Source organism: Ramlibacter albus (assembly GCF_014297445.1).
GTDB lineage: Bacteria > Pseudomonadota > Gammaproteobacteria > Burkholderiales > Burkholderiaceae_C > Ramlibacter > Ramlibacter albus.
Genome location: NZ_JACORU010000001.1, coordinates 618812 through 640462 on the forward strand (window position 1 = coordinate 618812; position 21651 = coordinate 640462).

The 21651-nt window shown below is 70.4% G+C and carries 16 protein-coding genes; 7 read left to right on the top strand and 9 right to left on the bottom strand.

Annotation, left to right across the window (positions count from 1 at the left end):
* The first annotated feature begins 3 nt into the window (after nt 1-3).
* The 5 genes from H8R02_RS02835 to H8R02_RS02855 all read left to right on the top strand — a co-directional run bounded on the left by H8R02_RS02835 (nt 4) and on the right by H8R02_RS02855 (nt 5883).
* On the top strand, nt 4-1485 hold the full coding sequence (locus H8R02_RS02835; protein WP_187079826.1) for a tryptophan halogenase family protein: 1482 nt from the start codon (nt 4-6) through the stop codon (nt 1483-1485).
* Between the two features lie 94 nt (nt 1486-1579).
* A complete protein-coding gene (locus tag H8R02_RS02840) occupies nt 1580-2686 on the top strand; it encodes a phosphatase PAP2 family protein (RefSeq protein ID WP_187079827.1) in 1107 nt (368 codons plus the stop codon).
* A gap of 4 nt (nt 2687-2690) precedes the next feature.
* A complete protein-coding gene (locus H8R02_RS02845) occupies nt 2691-4688 on the top strand; it encodes a S8/S53 family peptidase (protein WP_187079828.1) in 1998 nt (665 codons plus the stop codon).
* Between the two features lie 54 nt (nt 4689-4742).
* The gene (locus H8R02_RS02850; protein ID WP_187079829.1) at nt 4743-5252 is read left to right on the top strand and encodes a hypothetical protein; all 510 of its coding nucleotides are present in this window, start codon (nt 4743-4745) and stop codon (nt 5250-5252) included.
* A gap of 1 nt (nt 5253) precedes the next feature.
* Nucleotides 5254-5883 (top strand): class I SAM-dependent methyltransferase, encoded by a 630-nt coding sequence (locus tag H8R02_RS02855; RefSeq protein ID WP_187079830.1) that lies wholly within the window; start codon nt 5254-5256, stop codon nt 5881-5883.
* Here H8R02_RS02855 and H8R02_RS02860 read toward each other — a convergent pair.
* From H8R02_RS02860 to H8R02_RS02900, 9 genes are all read right to left on the bottom strand, one after another.
* On the bottom strand, nt 5844-9005 hold the full coding sequence (locus H8R02_RS02860; protein WP_187079831.1) for an adenylate/guanylate cyclase domain-containing protein: 3162 nt from the start codon (nt 9003-9005) through the stop codon (nt 5844-5846). The genes H8R02_RS02855 and H8R02_RS02860 overlap by 40 nt on opposite strands.
* A 55-nt stretch (nt 9006-9060) precedes the next feature.
* Nucleotides 9061-10116: a M4 family metallopeptidase gene (locus tag H8R02_RS02865; protein WP_354004858.1), complete on the bottom strand. Its 1056-nt coding sequence runs from the start codon at nt 10114-10116 to the stop codon at nt 9061-9063.
* A complete protein-coding gene (locus H8R02_RS02870; protein WP_187079832.1) occupies nt 10110-10772 on the bottom strand; it encodes a Crp/Fnr family transcriptional regulator in 663 nt (220 codons plus the stop codon). Before H8R02_RS02870 ends, H8R02_RS02865 begins: the two co-directional genes overlap by 7 nt.
* Nucleotides 10773-10845: 73 nt before the next feature.
* The gene (locus tag H8R02_RS02875) at nt 10846-11502 is read right to left on the bottom strand and encodes a helix-turn-helix transcriptional regulator (protein ID WP_187079833.1); all 657 of its coding nucleotides are present in this window, start codon (nt 11500-11502) and stop codon (nt 10846-10848) included.
* 97 nt (nt 11503-11599) lie between these two features.
* Complete coding sequence (locus H8R02_RS02880; RefSeq protein ID WP_255429127.1) at nt 11600-14914, bottom strand: response regulator; 3315 nt, start codon at nt 14912-14914, stop codon at nt 11600-11602.
* 12 nt (nt 14915-14926) lie between these two features.
* Nucleotides 14927-16042 carry a response regulator gene (locus tag H8R02_RS02885; RefSeq protein WP_187079835.1) on the bottom strand — a complete coding sequence of 372 codons (1116 nt, stop codon included), beginning with the start codon at nt 16040-16042 and terminating at the stop codon, nt 14927-14929.
* 28 nt (nt 16043-16070) lie between these two features.
* Nucleotides 16071-16979, bottom strand: a complete 909-nt coding sequence (locus tag H8R02_RS02890; RefSeq protein WP_187079836.1) for an esterase/lipase family protein — start codon at nt 16977-16979, stop codon at nt 16071-16073.
* On the bottom strand, nt 16979-18592 hold the full coding sequence (locus tag H8R02_RS02895) for a GMC family oxidoreductase (protein ID WP_187079837.1): 1614 nt from the start codon (nt 18590-18592) through the stop codon (nt 16979-16981). Before H8R02_RS02895 ends, H8R02_RS02890 begins: the two co-directional genes overlap by 1 nt.
* Before the next feature lie 5 nt (nt 18593-18597).
* The gene (locus tag H8R02_RS02900; RefSeq protein ID WP_187079838.1) at nt 18598-19104 is read right to left on the bottom strand and encodes a hypothetical protein; all 507 of its coding nucleotides are present in this window, start codon (nt 19102-19104) and stop codon (nt 18598-18600) included.
* A 68-nt stretch (nt 19105-19172) separates the two neighbouring features.
* Here H8R02_RS02900 and H8R02_RS02905 point away from each other — a divergent pair, with 68 nt between their 5' ends.
* Nucleotides 19173-19916 carry an FFLEELY motif protein gene (locus H8R02_RS02905; protein WP_187079839.1) on the top strand — a complete coding sequence of 248 codons (744 nt, stop codon included), beginning with the start codon at nt 19173-19175 and terminating at the stop codon, nt 19914-19916.
* Between the two features lie 48 nt (nt 19917-19964).
* Nucleotides 19965-21650 carry an AMP-binding protein gene (locus tag H8R02_RS02910; RefSeq protein WP_187079840.1) on the top strand — a complete coding sequence of 562 codons (1686 nt, stop codon included), beginning with the start codon at nt 19965-19967 and terminating at the stop codon, nt 21648-21650.
* Nucleotide 21651: the final 1 nt, after the last annotated feature.

Consider the following 21651-nt stretch of genomic DNA (forward strand, 5'->3'; position numbering starts at 1 on the left):
CCGATGCTTGACCTTGCGAACGCGAAGCGCGTGGTGGTGGTCGGCGGCGGCACCGCGGGCTGGTTCGCCGCGCTGGAGATGCGCCACGCGTTCGGCCCGCAGGTGGAGGTGACGCTGATCGAGTCGGAGCAGATCGGCATCATCGGCGCCGGCGAAGGCAGCATCCCCAACTTCAACCTCGCGCTGCAGCGCTACGGCATCGACCGCGAGCGCTTCATGGCGGCGACGCAGTCGACGGTGAAACTCGGTGTGCGCTTCGACGGCTGGCGCACGGGCGCCGCGGACGACCGCTACCACCACCTCTTCTCCACCGTGCGCGGCGACACGAGCCTGCTCGATTGGGCCGAGCAAGGCTTCTACCCCCTGAGCTCCTGGCTGATGAGCGAGGGCCTGCCGCTGGAGCGCTACCCCGCGGTGCAGGCGCTCGTGGAACGCGGAGCCTCGCAGCAGGAGGTGCTGGCGTGGCTCGACATGCATCCGCGCGAGGCCTACGCCTACCACTTCGACGCGCGGGCGCTGGCGCGTTTCCTGCGCGGCGAGGCCGAGGCGCGCGGCGTCAAGCGCATCGAAGGGCGCGTGAAGCAGGTGGTCATGGACGCGGGCCGTGTGACCGCGCTCGAAAGCGACGCAGGCCGGCTCGAAGCGGATTTCTGGGTCGACGCGTCCGGCCTTGCGCGCGTGATCGCGGGCAAGGCGCTCGGCGTGCCGTGGGAATCCTTCGCGCAGAACCTGCTGCTCGATGCGGCGCTGCCCTTCATGCTGCCGCACCGCGACGCGCACCCGCCGCTGCTGACGATGTCGCACGCGATGAAGTCCGGCTGGATGTGGGTGATCCCGACGCAGGGGCGCCTGGGCTGCGGCTACGTCTACAGCACCGCGCATATCGACGAGGCGGGCGTGCTGGCGGAGTTGCGCGCGCACTGGGGCTGCGAGATCGAGCCCGTGAACCGGCTGCGCTTCGGCGCCGGGCGGCTCGCGCGCTGCCTCGAATCGAATGTGCTCGCGGTCGGCCTGGCTGCCGGCTTCGTGGAGCCGCTGGAAGCGACCTCGATCGCGCACACCCTCTACCAGCTCAGCTTCTTCGGCAACCTGGTGCAGGACACGCACCACGTGGTGGCCGAGTCCTCCATCGCGCAGTTCAACCGCGAGGTGTCGAACGCGTGGGACGGCATCTTGGACTTCCTCCTGATGCATTACGACACCGTGCGCAGCGACACAGCGTTCTGGCGCGACGCCGCCGCGGCCGCGCAGACGCCGCGCTACCGCGACCTCAAGCGCGCCTTCGCAACGCGCACGCCGCGGCTGGCCGACCTCGTGCCCTACCAGATGGGCGGCACGATCATGTTCGGCATCCCGAGCTGGGAGACGGTGGGCTTCGCCATGGGCGCGATCCCGCGCGATGCGGCGGCGCGGCAACTGCGCGGGCTTTCGGCCGGCGCGCAACTGCGGCTGCATGCGGCGGCCGAAAGCCTTCGCGCCGCCTGAAGAAAACCTGCGCACTGCATCACTGGCCCCTTCCTCCTCATTCGGTTAGAGTCGTCCGGGCGCTGTAACACGGCGTAAAACAGGAGGAGTGCCCATGGGCGCGCTCGGAGGATGGAGTGGCGCCGGCGGCTGGAGCGGCGCCGGTGGTTGGAGCGCCGCCGGCGGCTGGAGCGGCGCCGGGGGCTGGAGCGGGGCGGCCGCGCAGGGCGGCTGGTCGGCCGCGCCGGCGGATGCGGACCCGATGGTGGCGAACGCGTTGACGCAGAGCCGCGCGGCGCTGGCCGGGCCCTTCAAGGGGCCGGTGGTGCCCGTCGTGATGCCGCCGCTGAACGATCCCGCACGCCTTGCCGAGTGGGCGAGCGGCCCGCGCATGGAGATCTGCGAGCTCGAAGCGCTGGCCGGCATCGCGTTCCGGCAGCAGGGCAATGACACGATGCAAGTGGGCTTCGTCGATGTCAACAAGGCCGGTGCGCAGCCGCTGACGCTTGCCACGCTGACGCGCCCGACGCCCGCGATCGTGCAGCAGCAGCTCTGGCTCGTCTCGAACTACGGCGAGCTGCGCAGCGACCGCGGCAGCGAAGTGCTCACGCAGATGGTGCCGCAGGTGCCGTTCTGGGCCTCGGTGATCGGCCTTACGGCGCATCGGCACAAGTACACAGTGGAACTCATGGGACTGTTGCTGTCGCTTGCCTCGCACATCGAGATGCGGCTGAAGCACGAATTCGCCGTGCAGCGCGCCGTGGAGTTGTCGCCGCAGGTGCAGCCGATGATCCCGACGCCCGGCCATGCGAGCTGGCCGAGCGGGCACAGCACCGAAGCGTTCGCGGTCTCCGCGGTGCTGCAGGCGCTGCTGCCGAACGGCGCGATCTACGCCGAGCAACTGGAGCGGCAGGCCGCGCGCATCGCCGTCAACCGCACGGTGGCGGGGCTGCACTACCCGGTGGACACGGCCGTGGGCCGCTTGCTCGGCGCGGCCATCGCCGATTTCTTCGTCGCGCGGTGCAACGGCGCGCCGCTGCAGCAGCGCGGCTTCGACGGCACGCAGTTCCAGCAGGCTGGGGGCGCGCCGCTGGACTTCGACCTGCGCGTTTCCATGACGAACAACGCATCGGGCTACTACCAGTACGGGCCGGTGGCGGGCGCCATACCGGTGTCGCCGCTGCTGCAGTTCATGTGGGCAAAAGCGCAAGCCGAGTGGTAGCGGCATGACCTGGCAGAAGCTGCCGCGCGGTTGCTTCACCGGCATCGACTGGTCGCGCAAGGGCGCGCTCGACGGCTGGGACCCGTACCTCGTGTGGGCGGAGACGGACAACTTCGCGGGGTACAGGAACGCCAGTCCCAAACGGTTGCCGATCGCGTTCGAACTGAAGGCAGGTACGACCCTCGCGCAACTCCTCGGCGCCGCGCCGGCGGGCTCGCTGTGGGTGCCCGACGCTTACCTTCAGCGAACACCCGCACCGCGCTTCGCCACGGGTCGGGCGGCGCCGGCGTTCTTCCAGGCGGTCGACAACGGGCGACTCGCGCAGCTCGTCGAGCGCATCGAGCTCGGGCTGCCAGCGGCCCAATACACGGACGAGCCCCAAGCCACGCCGCCCGGCAGCTCGCGCGCCGCGCGAGCCGGGACGCAGGCGAAGTCGTCGCAGGCAAGCGGCCCAGCGCAGGTGCAAGGCGACGTCGTCGCCATCATCGACGACAGCCTCGCGCTCGCGAACGCGGCCTTCCTGGCGAACCGCAAGTCGCGCACGCAGTACTTCTGGCGACAGGACGAAGCAGGCCGCGGCACCGTGCCCGACGGCTTCGGCTACGGCCACGAACAAAGTGCAGCCGACATCGACAAGGTGATCGGCGCCAACATCTTCAATGGGCTGGTCGACGAGGGCCGCGTCTACACGCAGCTCGGGCTGTCCACGCTCGGCGACAAGCACCCGTCGGGCGAGCTGCGCTTCCACACGCTCGACACGCCCGTGAGCCACGGCTCGCACGTTGCGGACCTTGCGGCCGGCCCGTACGCGCTGGCCTCGCGCATCGCCGGCGTGCCGCCCCACTACGGCGCGCCCCCGAGCTGGGCGCTGGCGAACGACGCGGCGAGCCGCGCCGCGCTGGTGGCCGTGCAGTTGGACTACGACACGGTGAAGGACACCTCGGGTGGTTCGCTCAACGTGCACGTGCTGGACGGCCTGATGTACGTGCTGCGGCGCTGCGCGCCGACGGCGCGGATCTCCGCGAACATCAGCTTCGGCACCATCGCGGGCCCGCACGACGGCACGTCGGTGCTCGAGCAAGCGATGGCGGCGCTGTGCGCCGAGGAAGGCGCGCGCCTCGCGGTGACGCTGGCCGCCGGCAACAGCTACCAGCAACGCACGCACGCGAACGTCACGCTGGCCGCCGGCGACCGCTGCGTGCTGCACTGGCAGGTGCAGCCGGACGACATCACGCAAAGCTTCGTCGAGCTGTGGATCCAGGACGGCTGCAAGGACGTGGAGATCGTCGTCACGCCGCCGGGTGGCACTGCGCTGCCTGCGATGCGCATCGGCGAAGGCGGTGTGTGGACGGGCAGCGGCACGGTGCCGCTGGCCACGCTGATCTACCCGCAACGTGCCGCGACCGGCAAGCTCGGCACCTGCGCGCTGCTCGCGCTCGCGCCGACGCACTCGTTCGACAGCGGGGCGGGCTTGGCGCCATCGGGCCGGTGGGACATCGAACTGGTGAACCGCGGCAAGCAGGACGCGACGATAGACGCCTACGTCGAGCGCGACGACGTGGCCGTCGGCACGCGCGCAGGCGCGCGGCAGTCGCACTTCGAGGACGCGCTGTACGACACGAGCGGCAACCCGGGCAGCTTCATCGACCACCCGTCCAATCCCACGCTCATCCGCCGCAGCGGCAACTTCAACAGCATCGCCACCGGCCACGGCGTGCGGTCCGCGGGTGGCACGCGCGTCGGGTTGCCGGCGGCCGACCCCGAGTACTGGGCGCACTACTCGCCGCGCGAGCCCGACCCCGATGCGTCGCGGCCGCAGCGCCCCCAGGTGCGCAAGGTGCCCTCCGCGCAGGCGCCGAGCGACGAGAACGCGCAGCTGCCCGGCGTGAATGCCGCCGGCAGCCGCAGCGGCGCACTCGTGCGCATGGTCGGCACGAGCGCCGCGTCGCCGCAGGTCGCGCGCATGTGGATCAACGGCCAGCCGCTGCCGCCGGTGCAGTAGCTGCAGTAGCCCTTACACTCCCCGCACAAATTTTCAACGAGGAGTCGAGGACCCATGGGCTTTTTCATGAAGGAGCACGACGTCTACGTCGGCACGATGCTGGACGACCTGAACGTGCGCTTCGCGCCGCCGCACGGCAGCAAGGACCAGTTCGGCGGCATCGAGGAGATGGCGGCGATCCAGAAGGAGTTCGGCATCTTCAAGGAAGGCCGCTCGCTGCGCACCAGCGCGATGGCGCTGCACCTGGGCAACGGCGCCAACCACGAGGCCAAGAACCGCTTCTACGCCTACCTGGCCAACCTGCGCCGCCAGAAGTCCAACGTGAAGGGCCAGAACGGCGAGGCGGCGATCGTGAAGGCGCTGCTGAAGAACTTCGCGGCGAAGAAGCCGCTGCCGGTGTACTTCGACTTCCACGACATGCGCGGCGGCGGCGACAACGCGGGGGTGATCATCCGCGAGAAGGACTACCCGCTGTTCTACATGGACCAGCAGTACCTGTGGATCTCGCTGCCGATGCAGCCGCGCACGGGCGAAGCCGAGCCCGCGAAGAAAAAGAAGAAGTGACGTGAGCGACGCGATCGCGGCCCTGCACGGGCGGATCGCGCGCTACTACGGCGCGAAGCTCGCTCGCCATGGGCCGACGCCGCGCGGCGTGGACTGGCCCAGTGCCGGCACGCAGGCGTTGCGCTTGGAGCAGCTCCTGCGGCTCTGCGACTTCGCGTCACCCTTCACGCTCAACGACCTGGGCTGCGGCTACGGCGCGCTGCTCGGCCTGCTGCGGCGCACGGGCCGCGCGCGTGGCGTGGACTACCTCGGCACCGATGTGTCGCCCGCGATGGTGGCGCAAGCGCGCGCGCTGTGGCGCGGCACGGCGCGTTTCGAGGTGGGCGGGGCGCCGTCGCGCGTGGCGGACTACTCGGTGGCCAGCGGCATCTTCAACGTGCGCATCGACGAGCCCCGGCGGCTGTGGGAGGACTTCGTGGCAGAAACGCTGGTGCAGCTGGCTTTCGCCAGCCGGCGCGGCTTTGCCGTGAACTTCCTCAAGCCCCTGCCGCGCGGCACCGACGACGTGCCCGAGCTCTATCGCCCGCCGCCGCGCCGCTGGGCCGCTTTCTGCGAGGACGAACTGGGCCTGAGCGTGGAGACCGTCGCCGGCTACGGGCTGCGCGAGGTGACGCTGTTCGCGCGCCACTGACGCGCGCGCTGCAGCGCGTCGGCGCACGCCTTGGCGCCGGTGCGCGCGATCAGCGCCTCGGCTTCGCGGAAGTCGGCATCGCCCGCGCGCGGGTTGCCGTCGGCCATGGCACGGGCCGCGGCGCCGCGCGCGATGCGCGCCCGGCACTCGGCGATGCGCGTGCCGCGCTGCCGCGACAGCTGCACGGCCTCGTCGGCGGCGGCGTGCGCGGCCTCGGGGTCGCCGCTGCGCAGGCAGCACTCCGCGAGCAGCGCCAGGATCTCGGTTTCGAATTCACGCGCGGCGCCGGTGGCGCGCAAGTGCGCGAGCGCATCGCGCAGCGAAGCGAGCGCGCTGCCATGCTCGCCGGCCAGCACGTCGACCATGCCGCGGTAGCCGTGGGCGAAGGTCTTCATGTACGGCGTGTCCTGCCGGCGCATCATCGCCGCGAGCCCCGGCTCGTGCGCCCGCGCCGTCTCGGCGTCCTGCAGCGACCACGCGAGCTCGATGAAGCCGAGCGTCGACATGCCCGGCACGGGTGTCGCGTGGGCGTCGCCTTCCAGCTCCACCACGCGTTCGAGGCAGGCACGCGCCTCGTCGAAGCGGCCCATGCGCGCCAGCACGCGCGCGCGCAGCGCCTGCACCCAGTGCTCGATGCTGAAGCCGATGAACTCGCGGTCGAACGCGTCCACGTGCGGCGCCTTGTGCAGCGCGACCTCGCTCGCCGCGAGGGCTTCGTTGAGCAACCCGGCCCACGCATAGGCTTGCGTGAGGAAGGCGTGCGCCACGGCGACGCGTCCCTCGTCGCGGTCGACGTCGATGTACAGCAGCGCCTTGCGCACGCAGTCCACATAGCCGTCGGCCGGCCCGCCGCTGGCCACCAGCATGCGGCCTTCGATGGTGAGCAGCCACGGCACGAGTCGGTCGTCGCCCTGGTTCGCCAGCGCCAGCGCATCGTCGATCAGCGGCTTGACCTCCGACAGCGTCATGCCTTCGCGCCAGCCGAGCAGCGCGATCTTCGCGCCCGCGGTCGCGCGCAGCCGGTCCACCTCCGCGGTGCGCGCGAGCGGCTCCAGCAGCGCGCGTGCCTTGCGCCAGTGCTTGATGGATTGCGCCGGGCTGGTGTTCGCGATCCACGTCGCGGCGCGCGCGTTGTAGCGCGCCGCCTGCAGGTTTTCACCGGCCTGCTCGAAGTGGTAGGCGATGAGGCCGGCGTATTCGTCGATGCGCTCCGCGTAGTAGACCTCCATGGCCGCGCCCACGTCGGCATGCACCTGCCCGCGCCGCAGCTTGAACTGCGTGCCGTAGGCCACCTCCTGGATCAACGGGTGGCGGAAAGCGAAGCGGCGGCCGCCGTCGGCCGGCTGCGGCAGGATGAGCCCCGCGCGGCACAGGCCGTCGAGGCCGCGCTCGATCTGCGCCGAAAGCGGGCTGGCGACGCGTTCCAGCACGGCCAGCGGGATGTCCTTGCCGATGATGGCGCACATCTGCAGCAGCGACTTCTCGGGCTCGCCGACGCGGTCGAGGCGTGCACCGACGACGGCTTCGAGCGTCGCGGGCAAGGCGCGTTCGACGGCGTCGAGTCCGCCTTCGGGCAGGCCGGTCTCGGCGGAGAGCAGGCGCGAGTCGACGAGGCCGCGCACCAGTTCTTCCGCGAAGAACGGGTTGCCGCCGGCGCGGCGGCAGATGAGGCGGCGCACCTCGGGCGAGCGGCTGGCCGGCGCGAGCAGCTCCGCGACGAGCGCATCCATGTGGGCGTCGCCGAGTTCGTGCAACTCGAGCTGGCGGAAGTGCGGCAACTGCAGCCACCGGCAGCGGTAGGACGGCCGGTAATTGAGCAGCAGCAACGTGCGGGTGCCGGCGACCGCCTCGACGAGCAGCGACACGAACTCCTCGCTGCCTTCGTCGAGCCAGTGCAGGTCCTCGATGAGGATCACGCGCTGCAGCGCGGCTTCGCTGCGCAGCAGGTCCTTCAGCAGTGCGAGCAGCCGCACCTGCCGCGCGCGCGGGCCCAGCGCCTGCACGGCGCCCTCGCTGCCGACGCCGAAGAAGTCGTGCACGATCTCCAGGTCCACGGCCGAGGGCTGCAGCTTCGCGAAGCGCTGCGCGATGCGACCGCGCGCGACGGCCGCATCGTCGGTTGCCGAAATGCCGAAGAAGTGCACGCGGAACAGCTCGAGGATGGGCTGCAGCGGCAGCGCGTGGCCGTAGAGCTGCGAGCGCACTTCGTGCAGCGGAATGCCCTGCTCGCGGCAAGCCTCGGCGAATTCCTGGCACAACCGGCTCTTGCCCGAGCCGGGCTCGCCCGCGATGCCGATGACACTTGCTTCACCGGCGGCCGCCGCCTGCAGGGCCTCGTGCAACTGCGCGAGCTCGCGATCGCGTCCGCGGAACGTGCTGCCGCCACCGACCTCGCCCGCGCGATGCGCCGGCTGCGCGGCGACCCCGTCCAGCCGGTGCAGGACTACGGCATCGCGGATGCCCTTGAGCGTGTGCAGCCCGAGCGGCGTCGTCTCGCACGCGCCCGCCGCGGCGCGGCAAGCTTCGGTGATGCAGATGCCGCCCGGCTCCGCCTGCGCGATCACGCGGCTGGCGAGGTGGATCGTCAGGCCGTGCGCGCCGCCGCCGCGGCCGTCTTCGGCATCGGAAGGGTCGGAGGCGACCTGGCCCGAATGCAGCCCCACGCGCACGGTCAGGCCCCCGGCCTCCGCGGCGAAAGCGCGCTGCATGTGCAGCGCCGCCTGGCACGCGAGCAGCGCGTGGCCCTCCAGCGCGTGCGGCACGCCGAACAGCGCCATCACGCCGTCGCCGAGCGTGCGCACGACGGTGCCGCCGAACCGCTCCACCGAGTGGCGCATGCGCAGCACGGCCGGGCGCAGGCGCGCCATGGCTTCCTCGGGGTCGAGCGCGGAGATGAGCTCGGTGGAACTGACGATGTCGGCAAAGAGGACGGTGGCCTGCTTCAGCTCGCCCCACTTGGGGCCCGATTCGGCGGCGGCCGGCGGCGCGGCGCCAACGGCGTGGCCGCAATTGCCGCAGAAGCGCGCACCCGGCGAGACGTCATGGCCGCAGCGGGCGCACGCAGGCTGCAACTGCGAGCCGCATTGCTCGCAGAACTTGTTCCCCGAGGGGTTGACCGTCATGCAGGACCGGCAACGCATGCGTTCTTATAGCAAACGCGCCTTGCGCCAGCCTGCGTCAGCCGAGAACCTTCACCTTCCTCCACGCCGCATGGACGGCGTTGTGCGGGAGGGATGCCTCCCCGTGTCGCTTGGCTGCGACAGCGAGCGTGGCTTGGGCGAAGTCCGCGAACTGCGCCGTGCGACTCAGGTTGTCATACGCTTCGAACCAGATGTGACCCGCCTTCTCCCACGCATGGCCGCCGATCTTCATGGCCGCCTGGTAGAACGCGTGGCTCGGGATGCCGGAGGCGTCGTGCACGTCGCAGCCTTCGTAGTACTGGTCCATGCTGCGCATCTGCTCGTCGCCGCGCCAGGTGACGCGCTCGTTGCCGGGGCTCTTGAGCGAGCGCACCGCGCGGCCCATGCCGCGCGCGAGCACCTTCTCGCCGATCAGCCAGTCGGCCTCGCGCACCGTCTCGCGCGCATGCCACTGCTTGACGAGGCTGCCCATCACGTCGGAGAAGGATTCGTTGAGCGCGCCGGACTGGCCCGTGAGCCGGTAGCGCTGCTCCTTGAACTCGCGCTCCGCCGCGGGGATGCGCTCCACGCCGAGCCCGCCGGGGATCAGGTATTGCGTGACGCCGTGCGAGAGCTCGTGGGCAATGATGTCCAGGGCGGCGGTGAAGTTACCGACGTGCTCGTCGCCGTCGCCATAGATCATCTGCCTGCCGTTCCACATCGCGTTCTCGAACGCCTGGCCGTAGTGGACGGCGGAGACGATGGGCAGGCCCTTGCCGTCGACGGAGTTGCGGCCGAACACCTCCCGGAAGAAGGCGAGCGCGATGCCGGCGTTGTCGAAGGCCTGTTCGGCCGCCGTGTCGCTCGCGGGCTTGCCGCCCTCCTTGCGCACCAGCTTGCCGGGCAGCGTCTCGCCGTTGGCGACGTCGTACACGGTGCGCTGGGGCTTGCGCGAACGCGCGGGCGGCTTGGCAGGCGCTGCGTGCTCCGCATAGCGCACCGAGCGCAGCTTCGTGGAATGCTTGTGGTGGCCATGCGCCTTGGCCGGTGCCTTCTCCACCAGCCGCCGGAACATCTTCGGCGGGATGGCAAAGCAGAAGCAGCCCGTCACCACCGGGCCGGCAGCTTCTTCTTGAGCGTGATGCGCTTGACGCCCAGCTCGATGTAGCCGCCCTTCTCCAGGTCCTTGAGCAACCGGCTGACCATCTCGCGCGAGGCACCCACGCGGCTGGCGATGGCCTGGTGCGTGATCTGCGTGAGTTCGATCGGCTCGCCGCCGTTGGCGGGGCCGTGCTGGTCCTCCAGCACGTGGATCACGCGGCCGTACACGTCCAGCAGCGCCATCTGGCGCGCCGTCTCGGTGGCGGCGCGCGCGCGGCGGATGACCTGCGCCACCAGCTCCAGCGCGAACTCGGGCTCCTCGGCGATGTGGTCGCGCACCGCGGCGCGGCTGACGACCGAACACACCGTGGGCTGCAGCGTCATGACGGAGGCGGAACGCGGGCCGCCGTCGAGGGACATCTCGCCGAAGTAGTCGCCGGCGCCGATGGTGCTGTAGGTGAGCTCGCGGCCGTGTTCGTCGGTGGCGAACACCTTGACCTCGCCCGACAGCACGACGAAGACCGAGTCGCCCGACTCGCCTTCGGTCAGGACGACCGTGTTCTTGCGGTAGTTGCGCAGCGTGCCGCGCGCGGCCAGCACGCGCAGCGACGGGTTGAGTGCGGCAAACAGCTTCTCGTGTTCGGCGGTGAGCCTGGCGGTCTGCTCCATGGTTTCCCTTCCCCAGCGCCGCCGACTCTAGCATGCGGCCGATGCGGGAAACCCCGGAGGGCGCGGTTACACCTTAGTGGATCGCTTCCTGCCAGAAGGGTGCAACCGGGGGCAGCACGGCGACGCGGCCGACCAGCTCGCGCACGCTGCCCGAGCGCGTCTTGGCGCACACGCTGCGCACGTGGCTGCGCACGGTGGACACGGCGACGCGCAACTGCTTCGCGGCCTCGGGGGCCGAATACCCCTGGCACAGGATGCCCAGCACCTGTTCTTCCGTCGGCGTGAGCCCGTGGCTGCGCGCGAAGAACCAGAGCATGAGCGACTCGCAGACCGATGCGCGCTCGAACACCAGCGCGATGCTGGCGACGCTGCGAGCGCCCTCGGGCTTGAGCGGCAGCACGGCCAGCGTGACGTTGGGGCCCTCGGCGCCGCCCAGCGTGACGAGGCTGCGCTTGCCTTCGGCGGCCTTGCCCAGCGCGTCCTGCAGCGCCTCTGCGTTCTCCGGCAGCGCCGCATGCAGGCTGCCCAGGCGCAGCTCCAGCACGTTGCGCCGAGCGAGCTCGCGGCGGGCGGCCCCATTGGCGTGCACGACACGTCCCCCGACAGTCGTCACCACCACCCCGTGGGCCCACTCCTCCATCAACAGCGCGAGGCCGGAAACCGACCCCTCGCCGCCTGTGCCCGTTGCGGGGCCGCCCGCTGCGGCTCCTCCCTCGCCAAACCTTTCCATTCACCACCCCTTCGTACATCTCATTCGATTGCAGGAGACTAGGGGTTAGGGGAGGAAACGGCCAGTGGAATATCGCCGCGGATTCCGGTGATCTATGTCACAAAGGCTGCCAGGCTTCGAGCTTTTCGCGCGTGGCCTTCCACAGCTCGCACAGCGCGGCGTGGCGCGCGGCGGCATCGGCCGGCATGCCGGACTTGGCGTCGGCTTCGAGCGAGCCGGCGGCGAAGTGCATCGCCATCGCGCCGATGTTGCCGGCGGCGCCTTTGAGTGCGTGGGCCGCGGTCGCAAGAGCGCCGGCGTCGCCGGAGGCTGTCGCGGCGCCGATCGCTTCGAGACGCGCGGGTGTGTCGGCGAGGAAGAGGCGGATCACGTCGCGCGTCATCGTGAGCGCCTCGTCGTCGTATTCGCGGAATTCCTCCAGGCGAGAGAAGTCCACGAGCGGTGCGGCTTGTTCCGCCGGCGCGGAGGTGGGCCCGGGCGCCGGCGGCGCGGGGGCGGCCTCCTGCCCGATCCAGCGTTCGAGCGCCTGGGCCAGTGCCGCGACCTGCAGCGGCTTGGTGAGGTAATCGTCCATGCCAGCGGCTTCGCAGCGCGCGCGGTCGTCGGCGCTCGCCGCGGCGGTGACGGCGATGATGGGCGGTGACGCGCTGCCCCATGCGGCGTGGATCTGGCGCGTGGCTTCGAGGCCGTCGACCTCCGGCATGTTCACGTCCATCAGCACGGCGGCGATGCGCAGGTTGGCGGCCTGCGCCTGCGCGAGCGCTTCTACCGCCTCGCGGCCGTCGGTAGCGGTGCGCACTTCGTAGCCGAGCTTGAGCAGCATCGCGCATGCGACCTTGAGGTTCACCGCGTTGTCGTCGGCGACCAGCACCGTCGCGTGCTTGCGGATTTCGGCGGCGGCGACGCTGGCCGGTGTGGCGGCCGATTCGGCGGAGACCGAACGCAGGATCGTGTCGAACAGCTGGTTCTGCCGCGCGGGCTTGAGCAGCCGCGCCGCGAACAGCGCGGCGCTCTCGTCGGCCGCGGGCATGAAGCCGGAGCTGAGGAGCACGATGGGGATGCGGCGCCACGCCTCGCTCGCCTTCAGCTCGCGCGCGAAGGCGACGCCGTCCATCTCCGGCATGTGCATGTCGGTGATGACGACGTCGGGCGGCGGGCCTTCGCGCAGGAGTTCCAAGGCGCGCTTGCCGGAGTCCGCGCCCGCCACTTCCATCCCCCACAGCTGCAGCTGGCGCGTGAGCACACGCACGTTGGTGGCGTGGTCGTCGACGACGAGCACGCGGATGGCCTTGAGCCGCACGGCGTCGGCGGGGCTGAATGCGGGCGCGAGCTCGGTGGTCGGCGCGGCCACGGTGAACCAGAACGTCGAACCCTGGCCCTGTGCGCTTTCGACGCCGAGCCGCCCGCCCATCAGCTCCACCAGCCGCTTGCAGATCGCCAGGCCCAGGCCCGTGCCGCCGTACTTGCGCGTGGTGGACGCGTCGACCTGCGTGAACGCCTCGAACAGCGACGCCTGCCGCTCGGGCGGGATGCCGATGCCGGTGTCCGTGACACGGAACTCCAGGACCGCGCGGCCCTGGCCGTCGTCGGCGGCGAGCTGGCGCACGTGCACGGCCACCTCGCCTTTCGCCGTGAACTTGACGGCGTTGTTCACGAGGTTGATCAGCACCTGACGCAAGCGCGTGATGTCGCCCTTGATCGCGTGCGGCACCGCATGCTCGCCGCTCTCGGGGATGTCGATGATCAGCTCGAGGCCCTTCTCGCGCGCGCGGGGCGCGGCGATGTCGCACGCCTCCTCGATCGCGCCGCGCACCGACAGCGGCTCGGCCTCCAGCTCCAGCTTGCCCGACTCGATCTTGGAGAAGTCGAGGATGTCGTTGATGACCGCGAGCAGCTGGTCGCTCGAAAGGCGGATGGTCTGCAGGTAGTCGCGCTGCTCGGGGTCCAGCGGCGTCTCGGCCAGCAGCGTGCTCATGCCGACCACGCCGTTGAGCGGCGTGCGGATCTCGTGGCTCATCGTGGCCAGGAACGCGGCCTTCGCGCGCGCGGCGGCGAGCGCCTCTTCGCGTGAAGCTGCGAGCTCGGCGGTGCGTGCCTGCACGCGCGCTTCGAGTGTCTCGTTGGCCTGCTGCAGCGCCTGCGCGTCCGCCTCGACCTGCGCGCGGTATCCCTGGAGCTGCACGGCGCTGTCGTGGAGAACTTCGGACAGGCGCCGCACTTCGGCGATGCGCGTCGATTCCTCGATCACCGGCACCTCGCCGCGCCCGAGCTGCTCGGCGGCGGTGGACAGCCTGCGCAGGCGCCGTCCGAAGCCGCGCGCGAGCAGGAACGCGATGAGCGTGCCCAGCGCGATGAGCGCGGCGCCGCCGGCCGCGGCGAGCTTCCACGCGCGGTTGATCTCCGCCGTGAAGTCGGTCTCCGGCGCGGCCACCACCAGCGTCCAGCGCAGGCCCAGCGCCTCGCCGAACGGCCGCTGCACCATCAGCAGCGAGTCGCCGTCCATGGGCAGGCGCTGCAGGCGCGTGTCGGCAGCGACGGAGTCCTCGCTGCGACGCGCGCGCAGCGCCTCGAACGCGGCGAAGCCCGCGCGCAGCGTGGCGTTGGCGCTCTCCTTCGGGCTGCGGCGCACGAACCGCCCGCCCTCCTGCACGTAGAGCGGATCGCCCGCCGAGCTGGCCACCAGCAGGCCCTTCTCGTCGATGATGAAGGCGGCGCCGCGGGCCGTGATGCGCTGCGTGCGCAGCACGTCGGCCAGGCCCTGCAGGTACAGCTCGTTGGCGATGACGCCGGTGGCACTGCCGTCGGGGTCGTACACGGGCTGCGAGAGCGTCACCATCAGCTGCTTGCGCACGGCGGACACCTGCACCGGCGAGAACACGCGCTTCTTGGCCTGCAAGGCGCCGGAGTACCAGACGGTGGTGCGCGGCTCGAAGTTGGCCGCGTCGCCCGTGACCTCGTTGGTGCGGTCACCCGGCACGCGCGCGATGTACCAGCTTCGCGCAGCGCCGCCGGCGGGGCGCACGGCGAGCCGCACGCCTTCCGCGACGGCCTCCATGCCGAGGTATTCGCCGCGCAGGTTGGCGAAATGCACGACGGGGGTGTCCGGTGCCTGCCGCGCGAGCGCGAAGCCCATCGGCTCGAGCCGGTCCAGCGCCCGGAGCCACTGCCGGGCACGCGCCGTATCGGCGGCGGTGGGCTCCTCGGGCAGGAGACCGTTGAGCACGTCGTGCGCCTGCCGCAGGTGCGCCTCGGTGCCCGTCTGCACGAGCGTGCCCAGTTGCGACAGCGTGCGGCCGGCCATCTCCTCGACGGCCTGCGTGCTCGCGCGGCCCATCACCCATGCGACGAGCAGTGCGGGGACGGTGGCGAGGAGGACGAGGCTGGCCGCGAGGATGCGCCGCAGCGGGAACATCCTCATTTCTTGTTAGACGGCGAGTTCGACCAGCTCGGCAGCATCGAGCGGCTGCGAGCGGCCGGGCAGTTCAACGAGGGCACGGCGGCCGGTGCGCACAGCGCCGGTGATCGAGCGCAGGACACTGACGCTTGCCGCGACAGGCCAGCCCAGCGTGACGGCCTGCCGCTGCAGCAGGATGGCCACGCTGACGGCGTCGCCCACCGGCAGCTTCTGCGCGCCGCCGTGCAGCGGGTCGCTCAGCAGCGTGAGCGCGACCGGGCCGGTGTGCAGCGCGATGTTGACGCCGAAGGGCGGGAGCGCGCGGTCGGGGTAAGTGCTCGCGAGGTACTTGCCGATGCCGAAGCTGGTCTCCACCAGCCCCAGCGCGCTGCGGGCCGCACGCAGGCCGTGGTTCACGGTGCGCGTGTTGGTGTCGTCGGTGAATACGGCCAGCAGGCCTTCGCCGATGAATTGCATGTGGCGCGCGCCGAAGAGGTGCGCGCTGTCGTTCGCGTTGCCGTAGAAGCGCTTGACCAGCTCGGTGAGCTCGTCCGGCGTGAGCTTCTCGGCGACGCCGGCGTACTGCGGGATGTCGACGAACATCACCGTCGCGCTGTCGAAGCGTTCGTCGCCCTGCGAGGTGTCGCCGCTGGGCCAGCGCTCGCTGAGTTCGGCCGCAAGCCGCTGCTCGTAAAGCTTGGCGAGCTGGTGGCGCTGCTCTTCCAGGGCGGCTTGCACGGCGGCGTCGACGGCAAGCGCTTCGAGGCTTGCGCGCATCTGGCGGCGGTTGAGCTGGGCGCTGACCGCCTCGCGCAGTTCGGAAGGGCGGAAGGGCTTCGTGATGTAGTCGTCGGCGCCCGTGGTCATGCCGATGCGCATGTGTGCGCGCTCCTGCAGCGACGTGAGCAGGATGACGGGCGTGCCGGCAATAGCCGTGTTTTGCCGCAAGGCGGCGAGCATCTGGAAGCCGTTGAGCTGCGGCATCTGCACGTCGCTCACGACGAGGTCCGGGCGACGCGTTTCCACGAGCGCCATGCCCTGCACGCCATCCTCTGCGGCCAGGACCTCGTGACCTTCCTTCTTCAGGACCGACGCCACGAGCATCCGCGTGGCCGCATCGTCTTCCATCAAGACGATCAATGCCATTTCAGTGATTCCCCCAGAGCCGGCTATCTTAGCCTGTCACCAGCGCGAGGGCCTGGCGCATCACGTCGGGGCGGAACGCGAGGTCCACGTGCGCGGCGCCCGTCACGACATGGTTGTCCGCGAAGGGCAAGGCCGCGGTGGACGGCGGGAACACGATGTTGTCGCAGTTGGAATACCAGCAGGTGAAGGGCGGCAGCGTGCGCTGCGCCTCGTCCTGCGCCAGTTGCGCCAGCCACTCGCCGTGCCGGCGCATCTGGCGGCCGTTGGTGAGGTGGCTGAAGCGCGCGAGCCAAGTGCCGTGGTGCGGGCTGGCGATGGTGATGACGCGGTGCACGCGCTCGGGCGCGCGGGCGGTGCGCAACCAGGCGCGAGCCGCCACGCCGCCCATGCTGTGGCACACGAGCACGGGTGGCATGCCGGTGGCTTCGGTAACGCGGCGCACGGCGTCGTCGATGATCGGCGCGTAGTCGTCGATCGAGCCGAACACCGGCTCGAGGTTGACGGCGGCGAAGGCGTGGCCGCACGCGCGCATCTCGCGCAGCCATGGTGTCCAGAAGCCGCGGTTGCACACGAAGCCGTGGATGAACACCGCGCCGCGGCGGCCTTGCACGCCGGGGCCGAGGAAGTCGGGCTCCGCGCGCCAGCGGAAGGGCTGGCGCCAGCAGAACACCTTGAGCGCGTCGACGGTTTCGGCCCACCACGCGTGGAACAGTTGCCCTGCGGTCGGCGTGGGCACGGGGTCGTTGCGGACCACGTGGCGCAGCAGCACGAACTCGATGGCGAGCACGACGCTGTACGCGAAGAAGATGAGCACGGCCCCGATCGTCGCGACCCAGGGCTGCGTGCGCACATGCCACGCGAACCACGCCAGCGCAGCGAGCGCCCCGGACAGCGTCGTGAACTGCTGCAGCCTCGCGAGCGCGGAGCGGGTGGGCATCAGGCGAGTATCACATCGCGTGCGCCGAGGCGACGGGCGAGGCCCTGCGCAAGGCGGTTGACGATGCCGTAGATGGACAGCTGCGGGTTGGCGCCGATGCTCGTCGGGAAGATCGAGCCGTCGTGCACCGAGAGGTTGGCGACTTGCCAGTGGCCGCCGTCGGGCCGCACGACGCCGAGGTCTGGCGTGGCAGCCATGCCGCAGCCGCCCATCACGTGCGCGCTGACGACCTTGGTGAGCAGTGGCTTCATGGCGAGCGAATCGATGGCCGCGAGCGCCTGCGATTCGGTGGTGTACGGCTGCGTGGCTTCGTGCACCGGAAGCACGCGCTGGGCGCCGGCGGCGAACTGGATGCGGGCCATCTCGCGCAACGCGCGGCGCGCGCCTTCCATCACGAACGGGTTGAGCGGGTAGTCCAGCTCGGGCGAGCCGTCGCCGCGCACGGACACCTTGCCCCCGGGCGATTGCTCATGGAAGCCGTCGCGCAGCAGCGCGAGCAGCACGTGCGTGTGCGGGAAGCCGCGCAGCAGTTCGGCCTGCTGCGTGCCGAAGCCGGAGACGCTCGACGCGAAGATGACGGGGTGCAGCGGCGGCGCTTCGAGCTTGAAGCCGATCGGGCCGTCGATGGGCTGCGTGTCGAGGAAATGGTCGGTGTAGATCGTCTGCGGCGCGCCCTGCCAGCCTTGCACCGGCTGCTGCATGACCGCTGCGGACATGACCACCGGGTGGAGGAAGGTGCGCGTGCCGAGCCGGCCGTGCGGGTCCGGCGCTTGCGAGCGCAGCAGGAGCCCCGGCGAGTTGATCGCGCCTGCGGCAAGGACGTAGTGCGACGCGATGACGTCCGTCGTGCCGCCGGCCGCGAAGCCGCCGTTGGCGCGCGCGGGGTGGCAGCGCAGCGACTGCACGCGGCCGTTCGCGAATTCGAAGCGCTCGGCGTGCGTCTCCACGAGCAGGGTCGCGCCCGCATCGAGCGCGGCCGGGATCGTCGTCACCAGCATCGACTGCTTGGCGTTCGTTGGGCAGCCCATGCCGCAGGAGCCGAGGTTCCAGCAGCCGCGCACGTTGCGCAGGATCGCGGCGGCCGGGATGCCCAGCTTGAGCGCACCGCGCCGCAGCAGGTCGTTGTTCTCGTTGGGCGGGGTGAGCCAGGGTGCGATGCCCAGGCGCCGTTCGGCCTGCGTGAAGTACGGCGACAACGCGTCGTCGGTGTAGTCGGTCAGGCCGAACTTCTCGCGCCAGTAGGCGAGCGTGGCCGACGGCGTGCGGAACGAACTGGTCCAGTTGACGGTGGTGGAGCCGCCGACACAGCGGCCCTGCAGGATGTTGATCGCCTTGTCGGCGGTCTTGCGCGCGGCGCTTTCCTGGTACAGCGAGGGGTAGGCGACGGCTTCCTGCTGCTTGAAGTCGCTGCTGCTGCGCAGCGGCCCCTGTTCGACGATGACGACGGACAAGCCTGCGCGCGTCAGGATTTCGGCAGTGATGCCCGCGCCGGCGCCCGAGCCGACGATGGCCACGTCGCAGGTGATGCGGGGCGGTGCTTCGCCGTGCGGGCCACCGCGGACTTTCCAGCCGCGCGCCAAGCCTTCCCGGATGGGATCGGGGACGTTCGCCATGGTGTTCAGACCGCAACGGGCCCGGGGTAGCCCATCGCGCCCCAGGTGCTCGCGTCCGAGAAGTAGGCGCCGCTCACGATGTCGTGCAGCGCGTGGTAGGCCTGCTGGCGCATGGCGAGCGAGGACATCCGCATGTCCTGCAAAGCAGCCTGCAACTCGCCGACGCTCGCGTCGCGCCAATTCGTTGCGAGCCCCGCGAGCGCGCGACGGCCGGGCGCCATCGCGAGCAGCGCGAGCAATTGCGAGAGTTCTGCCTGCGCGTGAGGCGGCAAGCCGGCGACAAGGGCGTCGATGCGGGGCAGCAGGCTGTCGATGGCGCGCGCGCGGTCGGTCGCATCCTGCGGCAGGGTTCCATCGAGCACGCCGCGCCCGACGGCGGCGAACACCTCGCGCGCCGCGGGCGACAGACGCGAATCCACCACGCCCGGCTGCAGCAGCGCGGCCGCGCCGCCGCCGAGCGCCAGCACCGCGGCGCCCGCGACGCCGAGCTTGAGCAGGCTCCTTCTTTGCATCGGCGCACTATTGCATGGGCAGCGCGCCCGGCCGTAGAGCGCCACGCCTAGATAGACTCGGGGTTTGCATGGAAGCCGCACAAAGAATCCGCAAGGCGGTGGCCGAGGTCGCGCACCTGCGCGAGGTCGGGCACGACGAGACGACGCTGCGCGCCGCCGTCATCGACGTCAAGCGCCTGCAGGCCCGGCGCTTTGCGGGGACGTATGCAGACATGCTGGGCGGCGGCGCGTTCCGCGCGCCCGCCCGCTTCTTCCTCGACGAGCTGTACAGCGACAAGGACTACGCCGAGCGGGATGCGCAGTTCGCGCGCATCGCGGGCGCGATCGAGAAGTTCTTCCCGGCGCAGGTCGCGCAGACAGCCGTCGCGCTGGCGGAACTGCATGCGCTGACGGAGCAGCTCGATTTTGCGGTGGCGCAGGCGTGGATCTCGCCGGAGTTGCAATTGCTGCCGGCCCCCGCGCGTTACGTCCATGCCTGGCGCAAGGTGGGCCGCCGCGCGGAGCGCGAATCCCAGTTGACGGTGGTGATGCGCATTGGCGCCGAGATGGCGCGACTCACTCGCACGCCCGGCCTGCGGCTGATGCTCAAGATGATGCGCGGGCCTGCCGCGGCGGCGGGGCTGAACGACCTGCAGCGGTTCCTGGAGGCCGGCTTCGACACCTTTGGGGCCATGGCGAAGAAGCCTGGCGAGGCCGAGCGCTTCCTCGGCACGATCCGCGAGCGCGAGGCCGGGCTGATCCAGCGCCTGTTCGAGGCCGACGTTGTCGCCTGCGAGACGGAACTGGGCTCGCTCCTAGGACAAGCCCCCTAATGCGGGCGCGCGCCCCCGACCACAATCGGCGCCGGTGAAGGAGCATCGATGGAAAAGCACTGGTTGAAGCACTATCCCGAAGGCGTGCCGCACGAGATCGACCCGGAGCAGTACAAGTCGCTCACGCAGCTGCTGGAGGAATCGTTCCGCAAGAACGCGGCGCGGCCGTTCTCGGTCTGCATGGAGCGGTGGATGAGCTACCGCGACCTCGACGAGCTGTCGCAGGCGCTGGGCGCGTGGCTGCAGGGCAAGGGGCTCGAGCCCGGCGCACGAGTGGCCATCATGCTGCCGAACATCCCGCAGTTCGCGGTGACGATGGCAGCCATCATCCGCGCGGGCTACACCTGCGTGAACGTGAACCCGCTGTACACGGCGCGCGAGCTGGAGCACCAGCTGAAGGACTCCGGCGCGAGCGCGATCGTGATTCTCGAGAACTTCGCGCACACGCTGCAGGAAGTGGTGGAGAAGACGTCCGTGAAGCACATGGTCGTCGCTTCGATGGGCGACCTGCTGGGCTTCGGCTACGGCAAGTGGATCACGTTTGCCGTGAGGCACCTCGCGAAGATGGTGCCGGCGTACAAGCTGCCGCTGACGGATGGCCGCACGGTGACGCCGTTCAACCAAGCCATTGCACAGGGTACGGCGCTGTCGCTCAAGCCAACCCCTCAGTCGCTGGATTCCATCGCGTTCCTGCAGTACACGGGTGGCACGACGGGTTTGTCGAAGGGTGCAGTGCTGACGCACCGCAACATCGTCGCTGCGATCCTGCAGGCGGAGGCATGGTTCACGCCGGCGCTCAAGCGCGTGGGCGACGTCCACAAGATCAATTGCATCGCGGCGCTGCCGCTGTACCACATCTTCGCGTTGACGCTGGGCCTGCTGGCGATCCGGTGGGGCGCGCACCTCACGCTGATCCCGAACCCGCGCGACTTCGGCAAGTTCATCGAGGTCCTGAAGAAGCGGCCGTTCCACCTGTTCCCGGCGGTGAACACGCTCTACAACGCGCTGCTGCAGCACCCGCAGATCAAGACCGTCGATTTCTCGCAGCTTTGCGTGTCGCAGGCGGGCGGCATGGCCGCATCCGAAGGCACGGCGCGCGCCTGGCAGAAGGCGACGGGCTGCCCGATGGTGGAAGGCTGGGGCATGAGCGAGACCTGCGCGATCGGCACCAACAACCCGGTGACGAGCGCGGAGTTCAGCGGCACGATCGGCCTGCCGCTGCCAAGCATCGAGATCGCGATCAAGGACGACGACGGCAACACGCTGCCGATCGGCACGTCCGGGGAGCTGTGCATCAAGGGCCCGAACGTGATGACCGGCTACTACAACCAGCCCGCGGAGAATGCGAAGGCGTTCACCGCCGACGGGTTCATGCGCACGGGCGACATCGCTGTGATGGACGAGCGCGGCTACAGCAAGATCGTGGACCGCAAGAAGGACATGATCCTGGTGTCCGGCTTCAACGTGTTCCCCAATGAACTGGAGAACGTGATTTCGCTGTGCCCGGGCGTGGTCGAATGCGCCGCGATCGGCGTGGCCGACGAGAAGCAGGGCGAAGCGATCAAGGTGTTCGTGGTCAAGAGCGACCCGACGCTGAGCGAGGAAGAAGTGGCGGCATACTGCCGCCAGAACTTCACCGGGTACAAGGTGCCGAAGTACATCGAGTTCCGCGACGACCTGCCGAAGACACCGGTGGGCAAGATCCTGCGGCGCGAGCTGCGCGCCGGGAAGTAAG

Coding starts and splice junctions, on each gene's coding strand:
- H8R02_RS02870 (WP_187079832.1), bottom strand. CDS start 10,772: ATGGAGCAGACCGCCAGGCTCACCGCCGAACACGAGAAGCTGTTTGCC.
- H8R02_RS02880 (WP_255429127.1), bottom strand. CDS start 14,914: ATGTTCCCGCTGCGGCGCATCCTCGCGGCCAGCCTCGTCCTCCTCGCC.
- H8R02_RS02835 (WP_187079826.1), top strand. CDS start 4: ATGCTTGACCTTGCGAACGCGAAGCGCGTGGTGGTGGTCGGCGGCGGC.
- H8R02_RS02910 (WP_187079840.1), top strand. CDS start 19,965: ATGGAAAAGCACTGGTTGAAGCACTATCCCGAAGGCGTGCCGCACGAG.
- H8R02_RS02875 (WP_187079833.1), bottom strand. CDS start 11,502: ATGGAAAGGTTTGGCGAGGGAGGAGCCGCAGCGGGCGGCCCCGCAACG.
- H8R02_RS02850 (WP_187079829.1), top strand. CDS start 4,743: ATGGGCTTTTTCATGAAGGAGCACGACGTCTACGTCGGCACGATGCTG.
- H8R02_RS02840 (WP_187079827.1), top strand. CDS start 1,580: ATGGGCGCGCTCGGAGGATGGAGTGGCGCCGGCGGCTGGAGCGGCGCC.
- H8R02_RS02885 (WP_187079835.1), bottom strand. CDS start 16,042: ATGGCATTGATCGTCTTGATGGAAGACGATGCGGCCACGCGGATGCTC.
- H8R02_RS02890 (WP_187079836.1), bottom strand. CDS start 16,979: ATGCCCACCCGCTCCGCGCTCGCGAGGCTGCAGCAGTTCACGACGCTG.
- H8R02_RS02860 (WP_187079831.1), bottom strand. CDS start 9,005: ATGACGGTCAACCCCTCGGGGAACAAGTTCTGCGAGCAATGCGGCTCG.
- H8R02_RS02905 (WP_187079839.1), top strand. CDS start 19,173: ATGGAAGCCGCACAAAGAATCCGCAAGGCGGTGGCCGAGGTCGCGCAC.
- H8R02_RS02845 (WP_187079828.1), top strand. CDS start 2,691: ATGACCTGGCAGAAGCTGCCGCGCGGTTGCTTCACCGGCATCGACTGG.
- H8R02_RS02900 (WP_187079838.1), bottom strand. CDS start 19,104: ATGCAAAGAAGGAGCCTGCTCAAGCTCGGCGTCGCGGGCGCCGCGGTG.
- H8R02_RS02895 (WP_187079837.1), bottom strand. CDS start 18,592: ATGGCGAACGTCCCCGATCCCATCCGGGAAGGCTTGGCGCGCGGCTGG.